Raw genomic sequence first — 19127 nt, forward strand, 5'->3', positions numbered from 1 at the left:
AAGATGAGCAACTGGCACCTCAAACACACCCACCACCGCAACCCACCCCAACCACCCACCAGGGCAATCACACTCGTCCCACCCACCAAAGCAACCAGTAGACGCCAGAAAACCACCTAAATCACCGGTATTGCACCTAGACGTCATCGCCCAAGCCCGCACCCACCGGTTCGGTCTGCAAGAAGGCGACCGTGCCGGCTTCTTCCCTGCAAGGCGGGAGAGGCGGTCAGGTCCGTGAGCAGTTGCAGTCACGAGCTGCGAGCCACGGGAGCGACGATCTACGTGCGGGCCATGGCAGGCGTCCTCCCCCGCGCGAGCGGAGGCGAGCCACCTATTGCCACGGAGGAGCAAAGCCGACCTCCAGCGCACAGCCCCGCCCCGCTGCCCTACGTCGAGTAGAACCGAAAGGGCGTCTGTCAGCCGTGGGAGTCCTCTGGGACTTTTCTGGGACTTCCGGCTTCATCAATCGGCACGATCAGGAAACAAGTGAAAGATCATTCGCGCAGGTCAGAGCCCGAGCCCCCCTCACCATTGCAGCTCAGCGCGCTGGCTGGTCTCTTCCAGGACATCTGATCAGCACGACTCAGTAGGTCTGCGCTCAGCGTCGCCTGCCCTCGGCGCCCCATCGATGCTCGCCATCTCGACAGGGTTTGACCTGCCGACAAGGCGCCTGACACCCATCAGAACGAGCGTCAAATGAGCGTCATTTCAACGTCAAGATATCGCCCGTAACGCCCACACCGCACATAATGCGCACGGGAGAAACCGCAGGTCAGGAGCCCTTCGCGGCCGGTTCAAGGATCGCCACGCACTCCACATGGTGGGTCATCGGGAACAGGTCGAACGCCCGCAGCGTCCGCACCTTGTACCCCCCGTCCCGGAAGTACGCCAGGTCCCGCGCCAGCGCCGCCGGGTCGCACGCCACGTACGCGATGCGCCGGGCCCCCAGCGCGGCCAGCTGCTTGACCGTCGCCTTGCCCGCGCCCGCGCGGGGCGGGTCCAGGACGATCAGGTCGCACTCCGTGATGCCCGTGCGCGGCAGCACCTGGTCGACCTTGCCGTGTTCGATGCGGACCCGGTCCAGGTCCTTCAGGTTGTGCCGGGCGTCCTCGACCGCGCGCTTGCCGGACTCGATGCCCAGCACCGCGCCCTTCTCGCCGATGCGCTGGCCGATGGCTCCCGCGAACAGGCCGACGCCGCAGTAGAGGTCCAGCGCCGTGTCGTTCTTGCGGGGCAGCAGGCCCTGCATGACCGCGCGGACCAGGGTGTCGGCCGCCTGCGGGTGCACCTGCCAGAAGCCGCCCGAGCCGACGCGGTACGTGCGGTCGTCGGCGCGCTCGCGGACGAAGGCGCGGCCGTGGACACGGTGGACGCCGCCGTCCTTCTCCTCGACCCGGAGGACGGAGACCGGCTTGTCCAGCTCCACGAGCGGCAGCCGGCCGCCCTCCCGGGGCGTCAGGATGACCTGGCGGTCGTGCGAGCCGGTCGCGGCGATGGCCTCCACCGCGGCCATCTGCGGCCAGTCCTGCTTCTCGATGCCGAGTTCGGAGACCCCGGGGGCGGCGATCAGGCAGCGGTCGATCGGCTGGACCTCGTGCGAGCGGTGCTTGCGCAGTCCGGCCAGGCCGTCCTCGCCGATCGCGTACTGGACGCGCGTGCGCCACGCCGGGACCTCGCCCGGCGGGAGCTTGTCACCCTCGGCCGGCATGACCGTGCCGTCCCAGCCGGCCTCCTCGGGCGTCAGGCCCGCCAGGCGCTGGAGCTGTTCGGTGATCACTTCGCCCTTGAGGCGGCGCTGGGCGCCGGGCTTGGCGTGCTGCCAGTCGCAGCCGCCGCACTTGCCGGGGCCGGCGTACGGACAGGGGGCCTCGACCCGGTCCTTGGAGGCCTCGACGACCGTGACCGCGTCGGCGCGCAGGAAGCGTGAGCCGCTCCCGCCCTCGGTGACCCGGGCGACGACCTTCTCGCCGGGCAGGGTGTGGCGCACGAAGAGGACCTGGCCCTCGTCGGTGCGGGCGATGCAGTGGCCGCCGTGGGCGACGGGGCCGACCTCGACCTCGTACTCCCGGCCGATCAGGGACTCCCCGGCCTGCGTCTCCCCGGTCTGCGACGAGGTGGATTCGTTCTGCATGAGGGGGTGGCTCCAGAGGTCAGGAAGAAGGAAACGGCGAGCGGCCGGACAACAGCCCACCAGTCTACGTGGGCCTGAGCCGGCCGCTTACCACAGACGGACCGCCGCGTCAGCCCTTGTGGCTGGGCTCCTTGTGCTGCCGCCGTTCGACGGGGCCGCGGCGGACCGATCCCGGGGCGTTCCAGTCCGCACGCTTCCTGGCCCGGACCTTCGCCGCCTCGGAGGATTCCAGCTGGTAGGGCACCGAGGTCACCATCACGCCCGGTGTGAACAGGAGCCGGCCCTTGAGCCGCAGCGCGCTCTGGTTGTGCAGCAGGTGCTCGTACCAGTGGCCGACCACGTACTCGGGGATGTAGACGCTGATCACATCGCGCGGGCGGTCCTTGCGCAGGCTCTTGACGTACTCGATGACCGGCCGGGTCACCTCGCGGTAGGGCGAGTCGAGGATCTTCAGCGGGATGTCGATGCCCCGCCGCTCCCAGTCCTCCTTGAGCGCCTTGGTCTCGGCCGGGTCGACGCTGATGGAGAGCGCCTCCAGCTGGTCCGAACGCACCAGCTTGGCGTAGGCGAGCGCACGCAGCGTGGGGCGGTGGATCCGGGAGACCAGGACGATGGAGTGGACCCGCGAGGGCCGGACGGTGTCGTCGGACGGGGTGTCGGACGCGGCGATCTCCTCGGCGACCCGGTCGTAGTGCCTGCGGATCGCGGTCATCGTGCCGAAGAAGATCACCATGCCGAGCAGCGCGACCCAGGCGCCGTGGGTGAACTTGGTGGCCAGGACGACGACCAGGACCAGGCCGGTGAAGAACGCGCCGAAGGTGTTGATCGCCCGGGAGCGGATCATGTGCCGTCGCTGCGCCGGGTCCTTCTCGGTGCGCAGGTGCCGGTTCCAGTGCCGCACCATGCCGGTCTGGCTGAGCGTGAAGGAGACGAAGACGCCGACGATGTAGAGCTGGATGAGCCGGGTCGAGTCGGCCCCGTAGATCCAGACGAGCAGGATCGCGGCCCCGGCGAGCAGCACGATGCCGTTGGAGAAGGCCAGCCGGTCTCCGCGGGTGTGGAGCTGGCGGGGCAGGTAGCGGTCCTGGGCGAGGATCGAGCCGAGCAGCGGGAAGCCGTTGTACGCGGTGTTCGCGGCGAGGAAGAGCACGAGGGCGGTGGCCGCCGCGAGGAAGACGAAGAGGAACGTGCCTTCGCCGAAGACCGCTGCGGCGACCTGGGAGATCACCGGGTCCTGGACGAAGCTCGCGCCGACCGCGACGCCGTTGTGGATGAGGTCCTTCGCGGGGTTCTCGGCCATCTTCACGTCGGTGGCCATGGCGAGGCCGATGATGCCGCAGAACATGGTCACGGCCAGCAGGCCCATCGCGGCGAGGGTGGTCGCGGCGTTCTTGCTCTTCGGCTTGCGGAAGGCGGGGACGCCGTTGCTGATCGCCTCGACACCGGTGAGCGCGGCGCAGCCGGAGGAGAAGGCGCGCAGGAGCAGGAAGACGAGTGCGAAGCCGGCCAGCCCCTGGTGCTCGGGCTTGATCTCGTAGTCGGAGGTCGGCGCGTGCATGGTGTCGCCGAGGACCAGTCCCCGGAACGCGCCCCAGGCGATCATCGCGAAGACGCCGGCCACGAAGAGGTACGTCGGGATGGCGAAGAGCTTGCCGGACTCCTTGACGCCGCGCAGGTTCATCAGCGTCAGCAGCACGATGGCCCCTATGGCGCAGAACGTCTTGTGCTCGATGACGAAGGGGATGGCGGAGCCGAGGTTCTCCACGCCCGAGGAGATCGACACGGCGACGGTGAGGACGTAGTCGACGAGGAGGGCGCTGGCGACGGTCAGACCGGCCTTGGGGCCGAGGTTGGTGTTGGCGACCTCGTAGTCACCGCCCCCGCTCGGATACGCGCGGACGTTCTGCCGGTACGAGGCGACGACGGTGAACATCAGGACCACGACCGCCAGCGCGATCCACGGACTGAAGTGGTACGCCGACACGCCCGCGATGGACAGCACGAGGAGGACTTCTCCGGGTGCGTACGCAACGGAGGACAGTGGGTCGGATGCGAAGACGGGGAGCGCGATGCGCTTGGGGAGGAGCGTTTCCCCCAGCTTGTCGCTGCGCAGCGCCCGGCCGATCAGGATCCGTTTGGGCACGTCGGTCAGTTTGGACACGGTGAGGATCGTAAGCGCTGCCGGGACACGCCGCCGAAGCACCACCCCCTCGGCGCCCGGAAAACCTTCATAATTACCCGCCCTCACCGGAAAAGTCCATGGAATCCTTAACGAAATCCTTGCGGCACGGACGGGCCGGAGCCTGGGCCCGCCCCCTTCCGTCCCCGCAGCCGCCCCCACCTCCGCGTGGCGACCGCTCCCCCGGCCCGCCGCTCCCCTTTTGCTCATCGGCCTGTGGGGTACGCACACTCGGATGAGGCGGCGTGCACGTGGCCGCATAAGCTCATCCACGGGCGGCCCCGAAGGTGGTTGCCCCATTGTGTGCGCCGCAAGCGGAGAGAGAAGTGTGAGCAGGGTGTTTTCGCAGGTCATCCGGACGACCAGGACGGCGGGGTAGGCGCAAGGTGCACATCGTCATCATGGGCTGCGGGCGCGTCGGAGCCGCTCTCGCGCAGACCCTGGAGCAGCAGGGGCACACGGTCGCCGTGATCGACCAGGACCCCACGGCGTTCCGCCGGCTCGGTTCCGGGTTCGGCGGCAGGCGGGTCAGCGGGGTCGGCTTCGACCAGGACACCCTGCGCGAGGCGGGGATCGAGGAGGCCGGAGCGTTCGCGGCCGTCAGCAGCGGGGACAACTCCAACATCATCGCCGCCCGGGTGGCCCGCGAGATGTTCGGCATCGAGAACGTCGCGGCGCGCATCTACGACCCGCGCCGTGCCGAGGTCTACCAGCGTCTGGGCATCCCCACGGTCGCCACGGTCCGCTGGACGGCGGACCAGATGCTCCGGCGGCTGCTGCCGTCGGGCGCGGAGCCGCTGTGGCGCGACCCGAGCGGTGGTGTGCAGCTCGCCGAGGTGCACACCACGCCGTCCTGGATCGGGCACAAGATCAGCACACTGCAGGAGGAGACGGGCGTCCGCGTCGCCTTCCTCACCCGGTTGGGTGAGGCCATACTGCCCACGTCGCAGACGGTTCTGCAGGAGGGCGACCTGGTCCACGTGATGATGCGTACGGACGAGATCGCGAAGGTCGAGGAGGCCTTTGCCGAAGGTCCCGAGGAGGGCGGTCACTGATGCGCGTCGCGATTGCCGGGGCCGGTGCGGTGGGCCGTTCCATCGCGGCCGAGCTCCTGGAGAACGGGCACGAGGTGCTGCTGATCGACAAGGCGCCGACCGCCATCTCGGTGGAGCGGGTCCCGATGGCCGAGTGGCTCCTCGCGGACGCCTGCGAGATCACGTCCCTCGACGAGGCGGCGCTCCAGCGGTGCAACGTCGTGATCGCCGCGACGGGTGACGACAAGGTCAACCTGGTCGTCTCGCTGCTCGCCAAGACCGAGTACGGCGTCCCGAGGGTCGTCGCCCGGGTGAACAACCCGAAGAACGAGTGGCTGTTCAACGAGTCCTGGGGCGTCGATGTGGCGGTCTCCACTCCGCGTCTGATGTCCGCCCTGGTCGAGGAGGCGGTGAGCGTCGGCGATCTGGTCCGGCTGCTGCGCTTCAGCCACGGCGACGCCAACCTGGTCGAGCTGACGCTGCCCCCGGAGTCGGCGCTGGCCGGCACCCGGGTGAGCGATGTGGCGTGGCCCGAGGACACCTCGCTCGTCACGATCATCCGTGGCACGCGCGTGCTGACGCCGAGCCCCGAGGAGACCCTGGAGGCCGGGGACGAGCTGCTGTTCGTGGCCGCCCAGGCGCGCGAGGAGCAGCTGGAGGACCTGCTGTCGGTCCGCCGCGAGCCCGCCGGGGACTGAGCGGGCACACCTGCGCGAGGGGCCCCGGACCTGTGACTCGGTCCGGGGCCCCTCGCGTACGTACCGCGGGTGGGTCAGAGGTCGTAGGTGCGGGCCTCCGCGGCCCGGGCGCTCTGCTCCGCCTTGCGGTCCTTCTCGGCCTGTTCCTGCGCCTCCATCTCGGCGAAGACGTCGATGGGCGGCGGCGCCTTGGCGAGGAAGACCCAGGTCAGATACACCGCGAGCAGGAACGGCGGGATCTTGAGCGCGACCAGCACCCAGCCGAGCTGGGTGGTGTCGGCCCACCAGTACAGCGGGAAGAGGATCGCGCACTTGGCGAGCAGGATCAGCCCCCAGGCGTAACTGGCCTTGGCGTACGCCTTCTTGCGGCCGGGGTTCCTGGTCCGCCAGGAGAGGTTCTCCTTGAAGACCGGGCCGAGGACCAGTCCGATCAGCGGCACCCCGGCGAGTGTCGTGATGAGGTAGGCGAGGGCCAGTCCGAGCGTGTAGACCATGCCCGGCAGGTAGAAGTCCTTGGCGTTGCCGGTCATCATCGCGAAGACGACACCGAAGCCCACGCCGAAGACGCCGCTGAAGGCGTGCTTGACGGTGTCCTTGCGGATCAGCCGTACGGCGACGAGGGCGAGGGAGACCACCAGGGCGGCGACGGCCGAGGCCTTCAGATCCTTGTTGACGGTGAAGATCGTGACGAAGAGCAGTCCGGGCAGGACTGTCTCCACCATGCCGCGCACGCCGCCGAAGGCCTCGAAGAGGGCGGCTTCCGTGACCGCCTTCGCGTCGGTGTCCTGCTGGTCGGTGCGGTGGGGCTGGTCCGTGTCGGACGTCGGCTTGTCGAGAGACGTCACCGGCTACTCCTTGCCGAGCGGTCGGAGTTCGTATTTGGGGTTGAACAGCACCCGGCGCCCGTGGCTCATGGCCACGCGGCCCGACGCGATGAGCTTGCGGCCCGGTTCGATGCCGACGATGGAACGCCGGCCCAGCCAGACCACGTCGAGCGGCGCGGTGCCGTCGAAGAGCTCCGCCTCCAGGGCGGGCACTCCGGCCCGCGGACGCAGGGTGACCGTCCGCAAGGTACCAGTGACCTTGACGATCTGGCGGTCCGTGCACTCGGAGATCCGCGTGCAGCCCGATGCGTGCGCGTCCTCCCGCAGCTCCTCGGACTCGAGGTCCTCCTGGGAGCTGGACAGCCGGCCGAGCATGCGGCGGAAGCGGCCGGACGGCCTCTCCGCCCTGCCTGGCTTCTCCGGTCGGGGAACAGCGCTCATATCCGAAGGGTACCGGTCTCCCGCGGTGGGGGCGGGCCCGCTCACATGCCACCCGGACGAGTGACCCGGATCAGTCCGGGACGGGCCGTCCCCGCTCGAAGCGGTAGCCCATGCCCGGCTCGGTCACGAAGTGCCTGGGGTGCGAGGGGTCCGCCTCCAGCTTGCGGCGCAGCTGCGCCATGTAGACCCGCAGATAGTTGGTCTCGGTGCCGTACGAGGGCCCCCAGACCTCCTGGAGGAGCTGTTTCTGGCTGACGAGCCGCCCCGCGTTGCGGACGAGGACCTCCAGGAGGTGCCACTCGGTAGGCGTGAGCCGCACGTCGCGGCCCTCCCGGTGGACCTTCTTCGCCGCCAGGTCGACGGTGAACCCCTCGGTCTCGACGATCACCAGGCCGTCGCCGCCGTCCTGACCGACCGGTTCCGCACGGCGCACGGCCGCGCGCAGCCGGGCCAGCAGCTCGTCCATGCCGAACGGCTTGGTGACGTAGTCGTCGGCGCCGGCGTCCAGCGCCTCGACCTTCTCGTCGGAGGTGTGACGGGCGGAGAGCACGAGGACCGGCACCCGGGTCCACCCTCGCAGCCCCCTGATCACCTCGACGCCGTCCATGTCCGGCAGCCCCAGGTCGAGGACGACGACGTCGGGATGGCGCGCCGCCGCGAGCTGCAGGGCGGTCGCCCCGTCGGGCGCCGCGTCCACCTCGTACCTGCGCGCCTTCAGGTTGATCACGAGCGCGCGTACGATCTGCGGCTCGTCGTCGACCACGAGCACCCGGGTCATCGCGGACCTGCCTTTCCGGAATACGTGTACGGGGCGGGCCCCGGGGATCTCATGAGGTGAGGCGTACGGACGGCACGGGGCCGGCCCGCACCTGTCCCGGAGCGGCGGTGAGGGTGAGGACCATGGTGAGCCCGCCGCCGGGGGTGTCCTCGGCGTCCAGGGTGCCGCCCATGGACTCCACGAAGCCGCGGGCGACGGCGAGCCCGAGGCCGACCCCGGCACCGCGCGGGGCGTCGCCGTACCGCTGGAACGGCTCGAATATGCGTTCCTTGGCCTCGTCGGGGACTCCGCGGCCCCGGTCGGCGACGCGGAGCTCGACGCGTTCGCCCAGGGCGCTGGCGGCGACGGTGACGCGTTCCCGGCCGGGGCTGTACTTGACGGCGTTCTCGACGATGTTGGCGACGGCCCGCTCCAGCAGCCCCGGGTCGACGGCGACCATGGGCAGCGTCTCGGGGATGTCCAGGTCGACACTGCCCTCCGGTACACCGCCGAGGGCCATCGGGACGACCTCGTCGAGGTCGAGCTCGCGGATCAGCGGGGTGACCGTGCCGGTCTGCAGGCGCGACATGTCGAGCAGGTTGCCGACCAGGTGGTCCAGGCGGTCCGCGCCGTCCTCGATGGCCGCGAGGAGCTCCGCCTCGTCCGCCTCGGACCAGGAGACGTCGTCGGAGCGCAGGGAGCTCACCGCGGCCTTGATGGCGGCCAGCGGGGTGCGCAGGTCGTGGCTGACGGCGGCGAGCAGCGCGGTCCTGATGCGGTTGCCCTCGGCCAGCCGCCTGGCGGCCTCCGCCTCTCCCACCAGGCGCTGCCGGTCGAGCACGACGGCGGCCTGCGCGGCGAAGGCGCCGAGGACCCTGCGGTCCTCCGCGGGCAGCACACGGCCGGAGAGCGCCAGCGCCATGTGGTCGCCGACGGGCATGTCCACGTCCGCGTCGTCGGGCCGGGCCACCGGCGCGGGCCCGACGGAGCCGGCACACGTCCAGGGGTCGACGTCGCTCTGCCGCTCCAGGAGGGCGACGGATTCCATACCGAAGGTCTCACGGACCCGGCTCAGCAGGGCGTCCAGGGCCGTCTCGCCCCGCAGGACGCTCCCGGCGAGCGTCGAGAGGATCTCCGACTCCGCGCGCAGCCGCGCCGCCTGATGGGTGCGCCGGGCCGCGAGGTCGACCACGGAGGCGACCGCGACCGCCACCGCGAAGAAGATCACGATGGCGACGAAGTTCTCCGGGTCCTGGACGGTCAGGGTGTGGGTCGGCGGTGTGAACCAGTAGTTCAGGAGCAGCGAACCGGCGGCGGCCGAGGCGAGCGCGGGCGCCAGGCCGCCGAGCAGGGCCGCGGCGACGGTCAGGAAGAGGAAGAGCAGGACGTCGTTGGCCAGGCCGGGCCCGTTCTCCAGGCTGTGCAGGAGGAGGGTCAGGAGGGCCGGTCCGCCGACCCCCGCCACCCAGCCGGACATGATCCGGGTGCGGCTGAGCCGGGCGCCGCGCGCGATGGGCAGCCCGCGCCCCTTGGCGACCTCTTCGTGCGTGACGATGTGCACGTCGAGGTCGGGGCCCGACTCGCGGGCGACGGTGGCGCCGACCCCGGGGCCGTAGACGTACTGCCAGGTCTTGCGGCGGCTGGAGCCCAGGACGATCTGGGTGGCGTTCACACCCCGGGCGAAGGCGAGGAGAGCGAAGGGGATGTCGTCGCCGATGACGTGGTGGAAGGTGCCCCCGAGGTCCTCGACGAGGGTGCGCTGGACCGCGAGTTCCTTGGGCGAGGCGGAGGTCAGTCCGTCGCTGCGGGCGACGTACACCGCGAGGATCTCGCTGCCGGAGCCCTTGGCGGCCATCCGTGAGGCGCGGCGGATGAGGGTGCGGCCCTCGGGCCCGCCGGTCAGCCCGACGACGATGCGCTCGCGGGCCTGCCACGGGGCGCTGATGTCGTGTTCGCCGCGGTACTGCTGGAGGTATTCGTCGACCCGGTCGGCGACCCAGAGGAGGGCCAGCTCGCGCAGGGCGGTGAGGTTGCCGGGGCGGAAGTAGTTGGACAGGGCCGCGTCGACCTTGTCGGACTGGTAGATGTTGCCGTGGGCCATGCGGCGGCGCAGTGCCTGGGGCGACATGTCGACGAGTTCGATCTGGTCGGCCCGGCGGGCGACCTCGTCGGGGATGGTCTCCTGCTGGCGCACGCCGGTTATCGACTCCACGACGTCGCCGAGGGACTCCAGGTGCTGGATGTTGACGGTGGAGACCACGTCGATCCCGGCCTTGAGCAGCTCCTCGACGTCCTGCCAGCGCTTGGCGTTGCGGGAGCCCGGCACGTTGGTGTGGGCGAGTTCGTCGACGAGGGCGACGGCCGGCGCCCGTTCCAGGACGGCGTCGACGTCCATCTCGGCGAAGACGGCCGAGCGGTGTTCGATGTCGCGCCGGCGGATCTGCTCCAGGCCGTGCAGCAGCACCTCGGTGCGCGGCCGGTCGTGGTGCTCCACGAACGCCACGACGCAGTCCGTGCCCCGCTCCACCCGGCGGTGGGCCTCGGACAGCATCGCGTACGTCTTGCCGACGCCGGGTGCCGCGCCCAGGTAGATCCGAAGCTTGCCGCGTGCCATGGCCCCATTGTCTTCTCTGAACCGGCCGCCGCAGATGCGGGAGCCGGTCTCGAAGCTACCCCGAGAATTTCCGGCATACGGTGCCGGGGCCGGGCGCCGGGTCCGTATTGACGGGATTCTGACGCGGGGCCGGTGCCCACGGCCGCCAGGCCCTACGCCTGCTCGACGATGTGCCCGTCGCTGAGCTCCAGGACCCGGTCGGCGAAGCCGAGCAGCTGGGGGTCGTGGGTGGCGACGAGGACGGTGACGCCCTCGCTGCGCACCACGGCCCGCAGCAGCTGCATGACCGCGAGCCCGGTCTCCGCGTCGAGCTGCCCCGTGGGCTCGTCGGCGATCAGGAGGGCGGGCCGGTTGGCGAGCGCGCGGGCGATGGCGACACGCTGCTGCTGGCCGCCGGAGAGCTCCCCGGGGCGCTGCCCGGCGTGGTCGCCGAGGCCCACCAGGGAGAGCAGCAGTGCCACCCGCTCCTCGCGCTCGTGAGGGCCGGTCCTGCGCAGGCGCATGGGTATGCCGACGTTCTCCGCCGCGGTCAGGATCGGGATCAGACCGAACGACTGGAAGATGAAGCCGATCCGGTCCCTGCGCAGCTCCAGCAGCCCGTCCTCGCCGAGCCCGGAGAGGTCGGTGCCGCCCACCGTGATCCGGCCCCTGTCCGGTGCGTCGAGGCCGCCGACGAGGTTGAGCAGGGTGGTCTTGCCCGAACCGGAGCGGCCCTTGAGGGCGACGAGCTCTCCGCGCGCGATCTCGAAGGAGACCCCCCGCAGGGCGTGCACGGCCGCCGTGCCGGCCCCGTACGAGCGGTGCAGATCCTCGATCCGCACCATGGGGCCCCCGGCGGGGCTCCCGGCCGGGGCGGTGCCGTTCCGTCCGCCGGTGCTCCGTGTCATCGCTCTCCCCCGTGCGTACCGCTCCTTCGGCAGCCGCCAGTATGTGCATGAGGCACCCGGTGAGGCAATGGAAAGGCCGGCGGGCCGCACCCCCTCCCCGGGGTGCGGCCCGCCGGCCTGGAAGATCCGGGGTGCGGTCAGCGCACCTCGGTGATCTCGGGTCCGCGCTGGAGCTGGCCCATGCCTCCGGAGAACTTCGAGCCCTCCTGGTCCTCCTGCTGCACGCCCTCGGGCACCATCTGGGCGTCGTTGGGGAGCTTGAGGACGATCGGGTCACGCGGGGCCATCGGGCCCTCACCACGGACGACGACCGTGTCCCGGAAGATGGTCTCCAGCAGCCCGGCGGCCTCCGGCTGCACCGCGCCCTGGCCGGAGATCACTCCGCGCAGGAACCAGCGCGGCCCGTCGACGCCGACGAAACGCACCAGCTGTACGCCGGTCTTGCCGTCCGGGAGCTGTACGGGGACCTGGGCGCGCAGTTCCCAGCCCAGCGGCCCCTCGACCTCGTCGATGACCCCGCCCTGCTGGGTGATGCCGGAGGCGATCTCCTCGCGCACCTCGCCCCAGATGCCCTCCTTCTTGGGGGCTGCGAAGGCCTGCAGCTGGACCGCGCTGTCGCGCAGCACGACGGTGGCCGCGACGATCGCGTCACCGGCGACCTCCACCCGGAGCTCCATGCCCTCGACCCCGGGCACGAAGATGCCGCCCAGGTCCACCCGGCCCTCGCCGGGCCGGGAGACCTCGGAGATGTCCCACGGCCCGTCGGGGCGGGGGACCGGCGGAAGGTTCGTGCGGCGCGAGCCGTTCCCGGCCGCGGTGTCGTCGAGCTCGTCGGCGACCTGCTCGGCCTCGCGCGCTTCGTCCGCCGTGTCCTCGGCGGAACCACTGTTCTTGCGACGTCCGAACACGTCAACGTCCTTCCCGGTCGGATACGACCGAAGCGTAGCTGTTCCCACCCTGGGTGTTACCGCCCGTGACGCCGTCCACGGCGGCGTGACCGCCGGTGGATCCGAAGCCCCCCTCGGCCCGCGCCGAACCGGGGAGCTCCGTCACCTCGTGGAAGCGCACCTTCTCGACCTGCTGGACGACCAGTTGGGCAATCCGGTCGAACCGTTCGAACCTCACGGTCTCGCGTGGGTCGAGATTGACCACGATGACCTTGATCTCTCCACGGTACCCGGCATCGACCGTCCCTGGGGCGTTCACGAGGGCCACTCCGCAGCGGGCCGCGAGGCCCGAACGGGGGTGCACGAAGGCTGCGTAGCCGTCGGGCAGCGCGATCGCCACCCCGGTGGGGAGCACCGCCCGTTCGCCCGGCCCGAGTTCGGCGGCCTCGGTGGTGACCAGATCGGCGCCCGCATCGCCCGGGTGCCCGTAGCCGGGGACCGGCACGTCCGGGTCGATCCGGCGGATGAGCACGTCGACGGGGTGCCGCATCAGGGGTTCACCTCGAAGGCGCGGGCACGCCGCACCTGGTCCGGGTCGGACATGGCCGCCTGGATCTCCTCCGGCCGTCCGTTGTCGATGAAGTGGTCCACCTTGACCTCGATGAAGAGGGCTTCCGCACGGACCGCGACGGGCCCCTCGGGGCCCCCGGTCCTGCCCGTGGCCCGGCAGTAGATCTTCCGGCCGTGGACGGCGGTGACCTCGGCCTCCATGAAGAGCACCGTGCCCACCGGCACCGGCAGGACGTAGTCGGTCTCCAGCCGTCCGGTCACCGCGATGACCCGCAGCAGCCAGCTCAGCGCGCCGAGCGTCTCGTCCATCGCCGTGGCCAGGACACCTCCGTGAGCCAGCCCCGGAGCGCCCTGGTGGGCGGGCTTCACGGTGAATTCGGCGGTGACGTCCACGCCCTCTCCGGCCGTCGCCCGCAGGTGCAGTCCGTGCGGCTGTCCGCCACCACAGCCGAAACAGTGTTCGTAGTGGGAGCCGAGGATCTCTCCGGGCGCGGGGGCGTCGGGATGCCGGACCGGCTTCACCGCTCCGGCCGGGGGTGTCAGACGTGCAGATGTTCCACTCACAGGCGCAGACCTTACCCGCGCCGCCTGCCGCGGGGCGCGCCGTGCCAAGCTTGTTTTCATGCAGCCTTCCGCACCCCCCTTCGACGAACGTCTCACCGCACCCCGTTCGTGGTGGCTCATCGCTTTCGGGATCGGCGTCGCCTGTGCGCTGATGCTCCTGCCGCTCGGCGCCCTGCCCATGCTCGGCGGTCTGGTCGCCGGCACGGCCGCGGCCTGCGCGGGCGTGAGTTCCTACGGCTCCGCGCGCATCCGGGTCGTGGCGGGCGCCCTCGTCGCGGGCGATGCCCGGATCCCGCTGGAAGCGCTCGGCGACGCCGAGGTGCTGGACGGGGAGGAGGCACGCGCCTGGCGTTCGTACAAGGCGGATCCCCGCGCGTTCATGCTGCTGCGCAGCTACGTCCCGACGGCGGTGCGGGTGAAGGTCACGGATCCGGCCGACCCGACGCCGTACGTCTATCTGTCGACCCGGGAGCCGCAGGCCCTGGTGGCGGCCCTCGCGCCCGTGCCCGCCTGAGCAGCGGTCAGCGGCCGGGGTCGTCCAGGCCCTCGGGGAGCTCCTCGGCGGGCTTCGCGGGCTGTTCCAGCGGGGGGAGCTCCGGGAGGCGGTCCCAGGGGACCTGCTGGCGCCGCAGGTCGTTCCTGACCCGGTCGGCGAGCTTTCTGGTGTCCCGTCGGTTCATCAGTGCGCCGACGACGGCACCGACCATGAACGGGAAGAGGTTCGGCAGGTCGCGCACGGTGCGCTTCATGATCTGCTGACGCAGTTCGCGCTTCATCTGCCCGCCCAGCGCCGCGTTGAGCGTGGTGGGGCGCGAGACGTCGATGCCGCGTTCCTCGGTCCAGGACGTCAGATACGCGGTGCTGCGCTGGCCGAGGTTCCCCGGCGGGCGCCGGCCGTAGACCTCGTGAAGCTCGGCGACGAGCTTCATCTCGACGGCGGCCACCCCGGTGATCTCGGCTGCCAGCTCGGCGAGCATGGCGGGGGGCACGGGCATCATCGCCGCCGCCCCGATGCCGGCGCCGACGGTCGCGGTGGCCTTGCACGCGCCCGCGACGAGCTTGTCGGCGAGCTCTTCGGGGCCGAGCCCCGGGAACTGTCCGCGCAGGGTGGCGAGATCCCGCACGGGGATGCGGGGAGCCGTGTCGATGATGCGGTCGGCCACCATGGCGACCGCGGCGGTGGCGCTCTTCCGGCTCTTGTGTACGCCTCGTTTCAGTGTGTGCAGGCGGGCGGAGCCCTTGGAGGGCCCGGCCGGTCCGGGCTCGGGCGGGGAACCGTCCGCCGTCACCGCTTCGAGCGAGGCCTGGAGGCCCCGCTCGTCGTCAGGTGTGCTGCCGGGAGAGGCCGGCAGGGCGGCCCGGTGTTCGGCAGCGGGGTTTTCGCCCTCTGCCGGGCCTGCGCCGCCCTGATGCGCCTCCGACGACTTCGTGCGCCGCAAGCGCCGCTTCCGGAACGGTTTGTCGCCTGCCACGGCCGGCCTGCCTCAGTCGCAGTCGCGGCAGATGGGCTGGCCGTTCTTCTCCCGCGCCAGCTGGCTCCGGTGGTGCACGAGGAAGCAGCTCATGCAGGTGAACTCATCGGCCTGCTTGGGCAGAACCCGCACGGCCAGCTCTTCGTTGGACAGGTCCGCGCCGGGCAGCTCCAGTCCTTCTGCCGCGTCGAACTCGTCCACGTCGACGGCGGATGCCGTCTTGTCGCTCCGACGAGCCTTGAGCTCTTCGAGGCTGTCCTGGTCCACGTCGTCGTCGGTCTTGCGTGGGGTGTCGTAATCCGTTGCCATGTCGCTCTCCCCCTCATGGGTGTCTGCGGTGTCTCAGCGCACGTAACGCGTGAGAGGCCGGACTTGTGCCCGACCTGAGGCGGAGATTTTGCCTCACATCAAGGTCTGTTACTCAATCGACACCCAACCGGATCCCTCGTGAGCGATCAGCTTGGGTGGCGATGGGGACCGTACACGGTCCGATCACTGCGGTTCACGGGCGCCACCCCGTGTACTTCCCGTGATACCGCCCCCCGGAAACCCGGACGTTTCCAGGCTTTCGGGCAGAGATGCGGTCACGGAGAGTGGAGGGAGCGAGATTTGCTTCTGTGATCGATCACACAAGGGCGGAACGCAAGCGGTGTGCAAAAATTCCGCCCACCGCGAACAAGGCGCTCCCGTGCGGTTTCACACCGTGAGGCCTCTCAGGCCGGCAGGGTGACACGCATCACGAGACCACCGCCCTCGCGGGGCTCCGCGATGATACGGCCTCCATGGGCCCGCGCGACGGATCGCGCGATCGACAGGCCGAGCCCGACCCCCTTGTCGCTGCCCGTGCGCTCCGTGCGCAGCCGCCTGAACGGTTCGAAGAGGTTGTCGATCTCGTAGGCGGGAACCACGGGCCCGGTGTTCGTGACCACCAGGAGCGCCTGCCCGTGCTGGAGCTCGGTGACGACCTCCACCCAGCCGGCCTCCGCCACGTTGTAGCGCACGGCGTTCTGCACGAGGTTCAGCGCGATGCGCTCCAGGAGCACCCCGTTGCCCTGGACGACGGCCTGGGCACGCTCGCCGCGCACCTCGACGCCTTTCGCCGCCGCCTCCGCCCTGGCCTGGTCGATCGCACGGCCGGCGACCTCGGCCAGGTCCACGGGTTTGCGCTCGACGATCTGGTTGTCGCTGCGGGCGAGCAGCAGCAGCCCTTCGACCAGCTGCTCGCTGCGCTCGTTGGTCGCCAGGAGCGTCTTGCCGAGCTGCTGGAGCTCCGTGGGGGCGTCGGGGTCGGAGAGGTGCACCTCCAGCAGGGTGCGGTTGATCGCCAGCGGGGTGCGCAGCTCGTGCGAGGCGTTGCCCACGAACCGCTGCTGAGCGGTGAAGGCCCGCTCCAGGCGGTCCAGCATCTCGTCGAAGGTGTCGGCGAGCTCCTTCAACTCGTCGTCCGGCCCGTCCAGCTCGATCCGCCGGGTCAGGTCCGTACCGGCGACCCTGCGGGCGGTACGGGTGATCCGGCCCAGCGGGGACAGGACCCGGCCGGCCATGGCGTAGCCGAAGGCGAAGGCGATGATGCTGAGGCCCACGAGAGCCAGCAGCGCCCTGTTCAGCAGGCTGTCGAGGGCGTGCTGCCGCTGCGCCGCGGTGCAGTCCTTGATCGCCTCGTTGAGCTGGCTGTTGTTCAGCGCGGAGCCGAGCTGCGGGCACATGTCGCTGGAGATCTGCACGTTGGTGCCCTTGACCTGGAATTCCAGGCCGCCCGCGTCGTTCAGGGCCTGGGCCGCCAGCATGTAGATGATCGACAGCAGGAGGATGCCCGCGATCAGGAACATGCCGCCGTACAGCAGCGTGAGCCGTATCCGGATGGTCGGGCGCAGCCACGGGTACGGGGACTCCTGCGCCTTGGGTTCCCAGGTCGGTTTCGGAGGCGCCTTGACGGGGGCGGGGGAGGCTGCCATCACGCCCTCAGATCCGGTATCCGGAGCCGGGGACGGTGACGATGACGGGCGGCTCGCCGAGCTTGCGGCGCAGGGTCATGACGGTGACACGCACCACGTTGGTGAACGGGTCGGTGTTCTCGTCCCATGCCTTCTCCAGCAGCTGCTCGGCCGAGACGACCGCGCCCTCGCTGCGCATCAGGACCTCCAGGACGGCGAACTCCTTCGGGGCGAGCTGGATCTCCTGCTCGCCCCGGAAGACCTCGCGGCGGTTGGGGTCGAGCTTGATGCCGGCCCGCTCCAGCACGGGCGGCAGCGCGACCGTGGTGCGGCGCCCCAGGGCGCGGACCCGTGCCGTCAGCTCGCTGAAGGCGAAAGGTTTGGGCAGGTAGTCGTCCGCGCCGAGTTCCAGGCCTTCGACCCGGTCGCTGACATCACCGGAGGCGGTGAGCATGAGCACCCTGGTGGGCATGCCGAGTTCGACGATCTTGCGGCAGACGTCGTCCCCGTGCACGACCGGCAGGTCCCGGTCCAGCACGACGACGTCGTAGTCGTTGACCCCGACACGCTCCAGAGCCGCCGCTCCGTCGTAGACGACGTCGACGGCCATGGCCTCCCGGCGCAGCCCGGTGGCCACCGCATCGGCGAGCAGCTGCTCGTCCTCGACGACGAGTACGCGCACGGCGCAGTCCTTCCCTAGATCTTCGAAAAAACGGTGAGCGGCCTCGTTCCGGCCGCTCGCTGCACGTCAGCGGCACCGACTGTGCGCGTCCATCCTGCCCGTAACACGCATAAACCGGCGGTAAGACGGCACGGCACGGCCGCCGCTCCAGGGAATCGGCCGGATCTCCGGGTCAGTTGAGGTTTCTCGCGGACCGGCGGTGGGGAGGACGCTCTCACACCCGCGATCACGCCTGCACATGGCGTACCACAGCCCGTCCTGCATCCAGAGGGACTGCGTGATCACCCGCACTCCGGCCGACGTGCCGGAGGACCACCGGGCACACCCCCGTGCCACCGACCCACGACGAGGGGGCGCTTCATGGACGCTTTCACCGCAGGTCTGCTGCAACGAATCAAGACCACCGAGTCCGACCTCACGAGGGCTCGCGAGACGGGCGACGACTTCCTCGCGGATGTCGAGCAGGGAGAGCTGGACGACCTGCACCGCCTCGCCGCCGAGCACGGCGTGGAAATCGGCGCCACGAGCGTCTGAGCCGTCGCGGGAGGGCCCCGGGGAGCCATGGCTCCCCGGGGCCCTCCCGTGTGCCGCCCGCCCCTTCCTGGGCGCCGCAGCCGGCTCGGGAGGGCGTACGTCAGTCGTGCCAGGCTCCCAGTTCCTCGAGGAGGGCCTGCAGCGGTTCGAAGACCCCGGGTGTCGCCGCGACCGTCAGGTCACCGTCCGCAGGGCGTCCGGGCCGGCCACCGGTGAGCGCGCCGGCCTCCCGGGCGATGAGATCACCCGCCGCGACGTCCCACGCGTGCAGTCCGCGCTCGTAGTAGCCGTCGAGCCGGCCGGCCGCCACGTCGCAGAGGTCGACGGCCGCCGATCCCCCGCGCCGGATGTCACGCAGCTGCGGAATCAGCTGCTGGGCCACGGCCGCCTGGTGGGTGCGGACCCCGGTGACGTAGTTGAAGCCGGTCGACACGAGGGCCTGGTCGAGAGGGGCCGTGGGACGGCACTTCAGCGTGTCCCCGTTGCCGTACGCGCCGCCGCCGAGCACCGCGTGGAACGTCTCACGCCGCATCGGGGCCTCCACCACGCCGACGACCCGTTCGCCGTCGCGCTCGGCAGCGATGGAGACGGCCCACGTCGGAAGGCCGTAGAGGTAGTTCACCGTGCCGTCGAGCGGGTCGATGACCCACCGGATGCCGCTGGTGCCCTCGGCACTGGCGCCCTCCTCGCCGAGGAAACCGTCGGCGGGACGGTGCTCGGAGAGGTAGCCGGTGATCAGCTTCTCCGCCCGGATGTCCATCTCGGTGACGACGTCGATCGGGCTGGACTTCGTCGCGGCCACCCCGAGGTCGGCGGGACGGCCGTCGCGCAGCAGCGCGCCGGCCCGGCGGGCCGCCTCCAGGGCGAGGTCGAGCAGGTCGGACAGCAGGGGGTCGGTCACGGCGCTCCAGACGTGGTC

At 70.7% G+C, this 19127-nt stretch carries 19 protein-coding genes; 4 read left to right on the top strand and 15 right to left on the bottom strand.

All coding sequences use genetic code 11. The features are described from left to right. Positions 1–772: 772 nt before the first annotated feature. Both VN520_RS05720 and VN520_RS05725 read right to left on the bottom strand, forming a co-directional pair. Complete coding sequence (locus tag VN520_RS05720) at positions 773–2131, bottom strand: class I SAM-dependent RNA methyltransferase (protein WP_325745745.1); 1359 nt, start codon at positions 2129–2131, stop codon at positions 773–775. 109 nt (positions 2132–2240) lie between these two features. After that, on the bottom strand, positions 2241–4292 hold the full coding sequence (locus VN520_RS05725) for an APC family permease (protein WP_325745746.1): 2052 nt from the start codon (positions 4290–4292) through the stop codon (positions 2241–2243). Between the two features lie 404 nt (positions 4293–4696). On the opposite strand from VN520_RS05725, the gene VN520_RS05730 reads away from it, so the two are divergent. Both VN520_RS05730 and VN520_RS05735 read left to right on the top strand, forming a co-directional pair. Beyond that, positions 4697–5365 (top strand): potassium channel family protein, encoded by a 669-nt coding sequence (locus tag VN520_RS05730; protein ID WP_014153600.1) that lies wholly within the window; start codon positions 4697–4699, stop codon positions 5363–5365. Continuing rightward, a complete protein-coding gene (locus VN520_RS05735; RefSeq protein ID WP_325745747.1) occupies positions 5365–6042 on the top strand; it encodes a TrkA family potassium uptake protein in 678 nt (225 codons plus the stop codon). The genes VN520_RS05730 and VN520_RS05735 overlap by 1 nt, the downstream gene beginning before the upstream one ends. A 74-nt stretch (positions 6043–6116) precedes the next feature. Here the strand turns inward: VN520_RS05735 and VN520_RS05740 are convergent, their stop codons facing one another. The 8 genes from VN520_RS05740 to VN520_RS05775 all read right to left on the bottom strand — a co-directional run bounded on the left by VN520_RS05740 (position 6117) and on the right by VN520_RS05775 (position 13586). Further along, the gene (locus tag VN520_RS05740; RefSeq protein ID WP_325745748.1) at positions 6117–6887 is read right to left on the bottom strand and encodes a DUF3159 domain-containing protein; all 771 of its coding nucleotides are present in this window, start codon (positions 6885–6887) and stop codon (positions 6117–6119) included. A gap of 3 nt (positions 6888–6890) precedes the next feature. Beyond that, positions 6891–7307 carry an OB-fold nucleic acid binding domain-containing protein gene (locus tag VN520_RS05745; RefSeq protein WP_325745749.1) on the bottom strand — a complete coding sequence of 139 codons (417 nt, stop codon included), beginning with the start codon at positions 7305–7307 and terminating at the stop codon, positions 6891–6893. Between the two features lie 70 nt (positions 7308–7377). Continuing rightward, positions 7378–8085, bottom strand: a complete 708-nt coding sequence (locus tag VN520_RS05750; RefSeq protein WP_325745750.1) for a response regulator — start codon at positions 8083–8085, stop codon at positions 7378–7380. A gap of 49 nt (positions 8086–8134) precedes the next feature. Then, entirely contained in the window at positions 8135–10678 is a 2544-nt protein-coding gene (locus VN520_RS05755; protein ID WP_325745751.1) for an ATP-binding protein, read from the bottom strand. 152 nt (positions 10679–10830) lie between these two features. Next, a complete protein-coding gene (locus tag VN520_RS05760; protein ID WP_325745752.1) occupies positions 10831–11565 on the bottom strand; it encodes an ABC transporter ATP-binding protein in 735 nt (244 codons plus the stop codon). 137 nt (positions 11566–11702) lie between these two features. Beyond that, the gene (locus VN520_RS05765; protein ID WP_325745753.1) at positions 11703–12473 is read right to left on the bottom strand and encodes a DUF3710 domain-containing protein; all 771 of its coding nucleotides are present in this window, start codon (positions 12471–12473) and stop codon (positions 11703–11705) included. Position 12474: 1 nt separating this feature from the next. Then, the gene (gene dut, locus VN520_RS05770; RefSeq protein ID WP_325745754.1) at positions 12475–13002 is read right to left on the bottom strand and encodes a dUTP diphosphatase; all 528 of its coding nucleotides are present in this window, start codon (positions 13000–13002) and stop codon (positions 12475–12477) included. After that, a complete protein-coding gene (locus VN520_RS05775) occupies positions 13002–13586 on the bottom strand; it encodes a PaaI family thioesterase (RefSeq protein WP_325745755.1) in 585 nt (194 codons plus the stop codon). Before VN520_RS05775 ends, dut begins: the two co-directional genes overlap by 1 nt. A 58-nt stretch (positions 13587–13644) precedes the next feature. Here VN520_RS05775 and VN520_RS05780 point away from each other — a divergent pair, with 58 nt between their 5' ends. After that, on the top strand, positions 13645–14100 hold the full coding sequence (locus VN520_RS05780; RefSeq protein WP_325745756.1) for a DUF3093 domain-containing protein: 456 nt from the start codon (positions 13645–13647) through the stop codon (positions 14098–14100). 7 nt (positions 14101–14107) lie between these two features. On the opposite strand, the gene VN520_RS05785 is transcribed toward VN520_RS05780, so the two are convergent. From VN520_RS05785 to VN520_RS05800, 4 genes are all read right to left on the bottom strand, one after another. After that, positions 14108–15058, bottom strand: coding sequence for a hypothetical protein (locus VN520_RS05785; protein WP_325745757.1), 951 nt, complete (start codon positions 15056–15058; stop codon positions 14108–14110). A 12-nt stretch (positions 15059–15070) separates the two neighbouring features. Beyond that, positions 15071–15367, bottom strand: a complete 297-nt coding sequence (locus VN520_RS05790) for a DUF4193 domain-containing protein (protein ID WP_003965732.1) — start codon at positions 15365–15367, stop codon at positions 15071–15073. A 404-nt stretch (positions 15368–15771) separates the two neighbouring features. Next, positions 15772–17013: a sensor histidine kinase gene (locus tag VN520_RS05795; RefSeq protein WP_325745758.1), complete on the bottom strand. Its 1242-nt coding sequence runs from the start codon at positions 17011–17013 to the stop codon at positions 15772–15774. 7 nt (positions 17014–17020) lie between these two features. Beyond that, positions 17021–17674 (bottom strand): response regulator transcription factor, encoded by a 654-nt coding sequence (locus VN520_RS05800; RefSeq protein WP_325745759.1) that lies wholly within the window; start codon positions 17672–17674, stop codon positions 17021–17023. 360 nt (positions 17675–18034) lie between these two features. Between VN520_RS05800 and VN520_RS05805 the strand changes: the two genes are divergently transcribed. Beyond that, a complete protein-coding gene (locus VN520_RS05805; RefSeq protein ID WP_164992724.1) occupies positions 18035–18208 on the top strand; it encodes a hypothetical protein in 174 nt (57 codons plus the stop codon). A 100-nt stretch (positions 18209–18308) separates the two neighbouring features. Here VN520_RS05805 and VN520_RS05810 read toward each other — a convergent pair whose 3' ends face one another. Next, on the bottom strand, positions 18309–19109 hold the full coding sequence (locus tag VN520_RS05810; protein ID WP_325745760.1) for an inositol monophosphatase family protein: 801 nt from the start codon (positions 19107–19109) through the stop codon (positions 18309–18311). Positions 19110–19127: the final 18 nt, after the last annotated feature.

Source organism: Streptomyces sp., from assembly GCF_035563135.1.
Lineage (GTDB): Bacteria > Actinomycetota > Actinomycetes > Streptomycetales > Streptomycetaceae > Streptomyces.

Excerpts from the sequence above, each read along its gene's own strand:
- VN520_RS05720 (WP_325745745.1), bottom strand. The coding sequence starts at position 2,131 with ATGCAGAACGAATCCACCTCGTCGCAGACCGGGGAGACGCAGGCCGGG.
- VN520_RS05735 (WP_325745747.1), top strand. The coding sequence starts at position 5,365 with ATGCGCGTCGCGATTGCCGGGGCCGGTGCGGTGGGCCGTTCCATCGCG.
- VN520_RS05745 (WP_325745749.1), bottom strand. The coding sequence starts at position 7,307 with ATGAGCGCTGTTCCCCGACCGGAGAAGCCAGGCAGGGCGGAGAGGCCG.
- VN520_RS05750 (WP_325745750.1), bottom strand. The coding sequence starts at position 8,085 with ATGACCCGGGTGCTCGTGGTCGACGACGAGCCGCAGATCGTACGCGCG.
- VN520_RS05755 (WP_325745751.1), bottom strand. The coding sequence starts at position 10,678 with ATGGCACGCGGCAAGCTTCGGATCTACCTGGGCGCGGCACCCGGCGTC.
- VN520_RS05760 (WP_325745752.1), bottom strand. The coding sequence starts at position 11,565 with ATGACACGGAGCACCGGCGGACGGAACGGCACCGCCCCGGCCGGGAGC.
- dut (WP_325745754.1), bottom strand. The coding sequence starts at position 13,002 with ATGCGGCACCCCGTCGACGTGCTCATCCGCCGGATCGACCCGGACGTG.
- VN520_RS05780 (WP_325745756.1), top strand. The coding sequence starts at position 13,645 with ATGCAGCCTTCCGCACCCCCCTTCGACGAACGTCTCACCGCACCCCGT.
- VN520_RS05790 (WP_003965732.1), bottom strand. The coding sequence starts at position 15,367 with ATGGCAACGGATTACGACACCCCACGCAAGACCGACGACGACGTGGAC.
- VN520_RS05795 (WP_325745758.1), bottom strand. The coding sequence starts at position 17,013 with ATGGCAGCCTCCCCCGCCCCCGTCAAGGCGCCTCCGAAACCGACCTGG.
- VN520_RS05805 (WP_164992724.1), top strand. The coding sequence starts at position 18,035 with ATGGACGCTTTCACCGCAGGTCTGCTGCAACGAATCAAGACCACCGAG.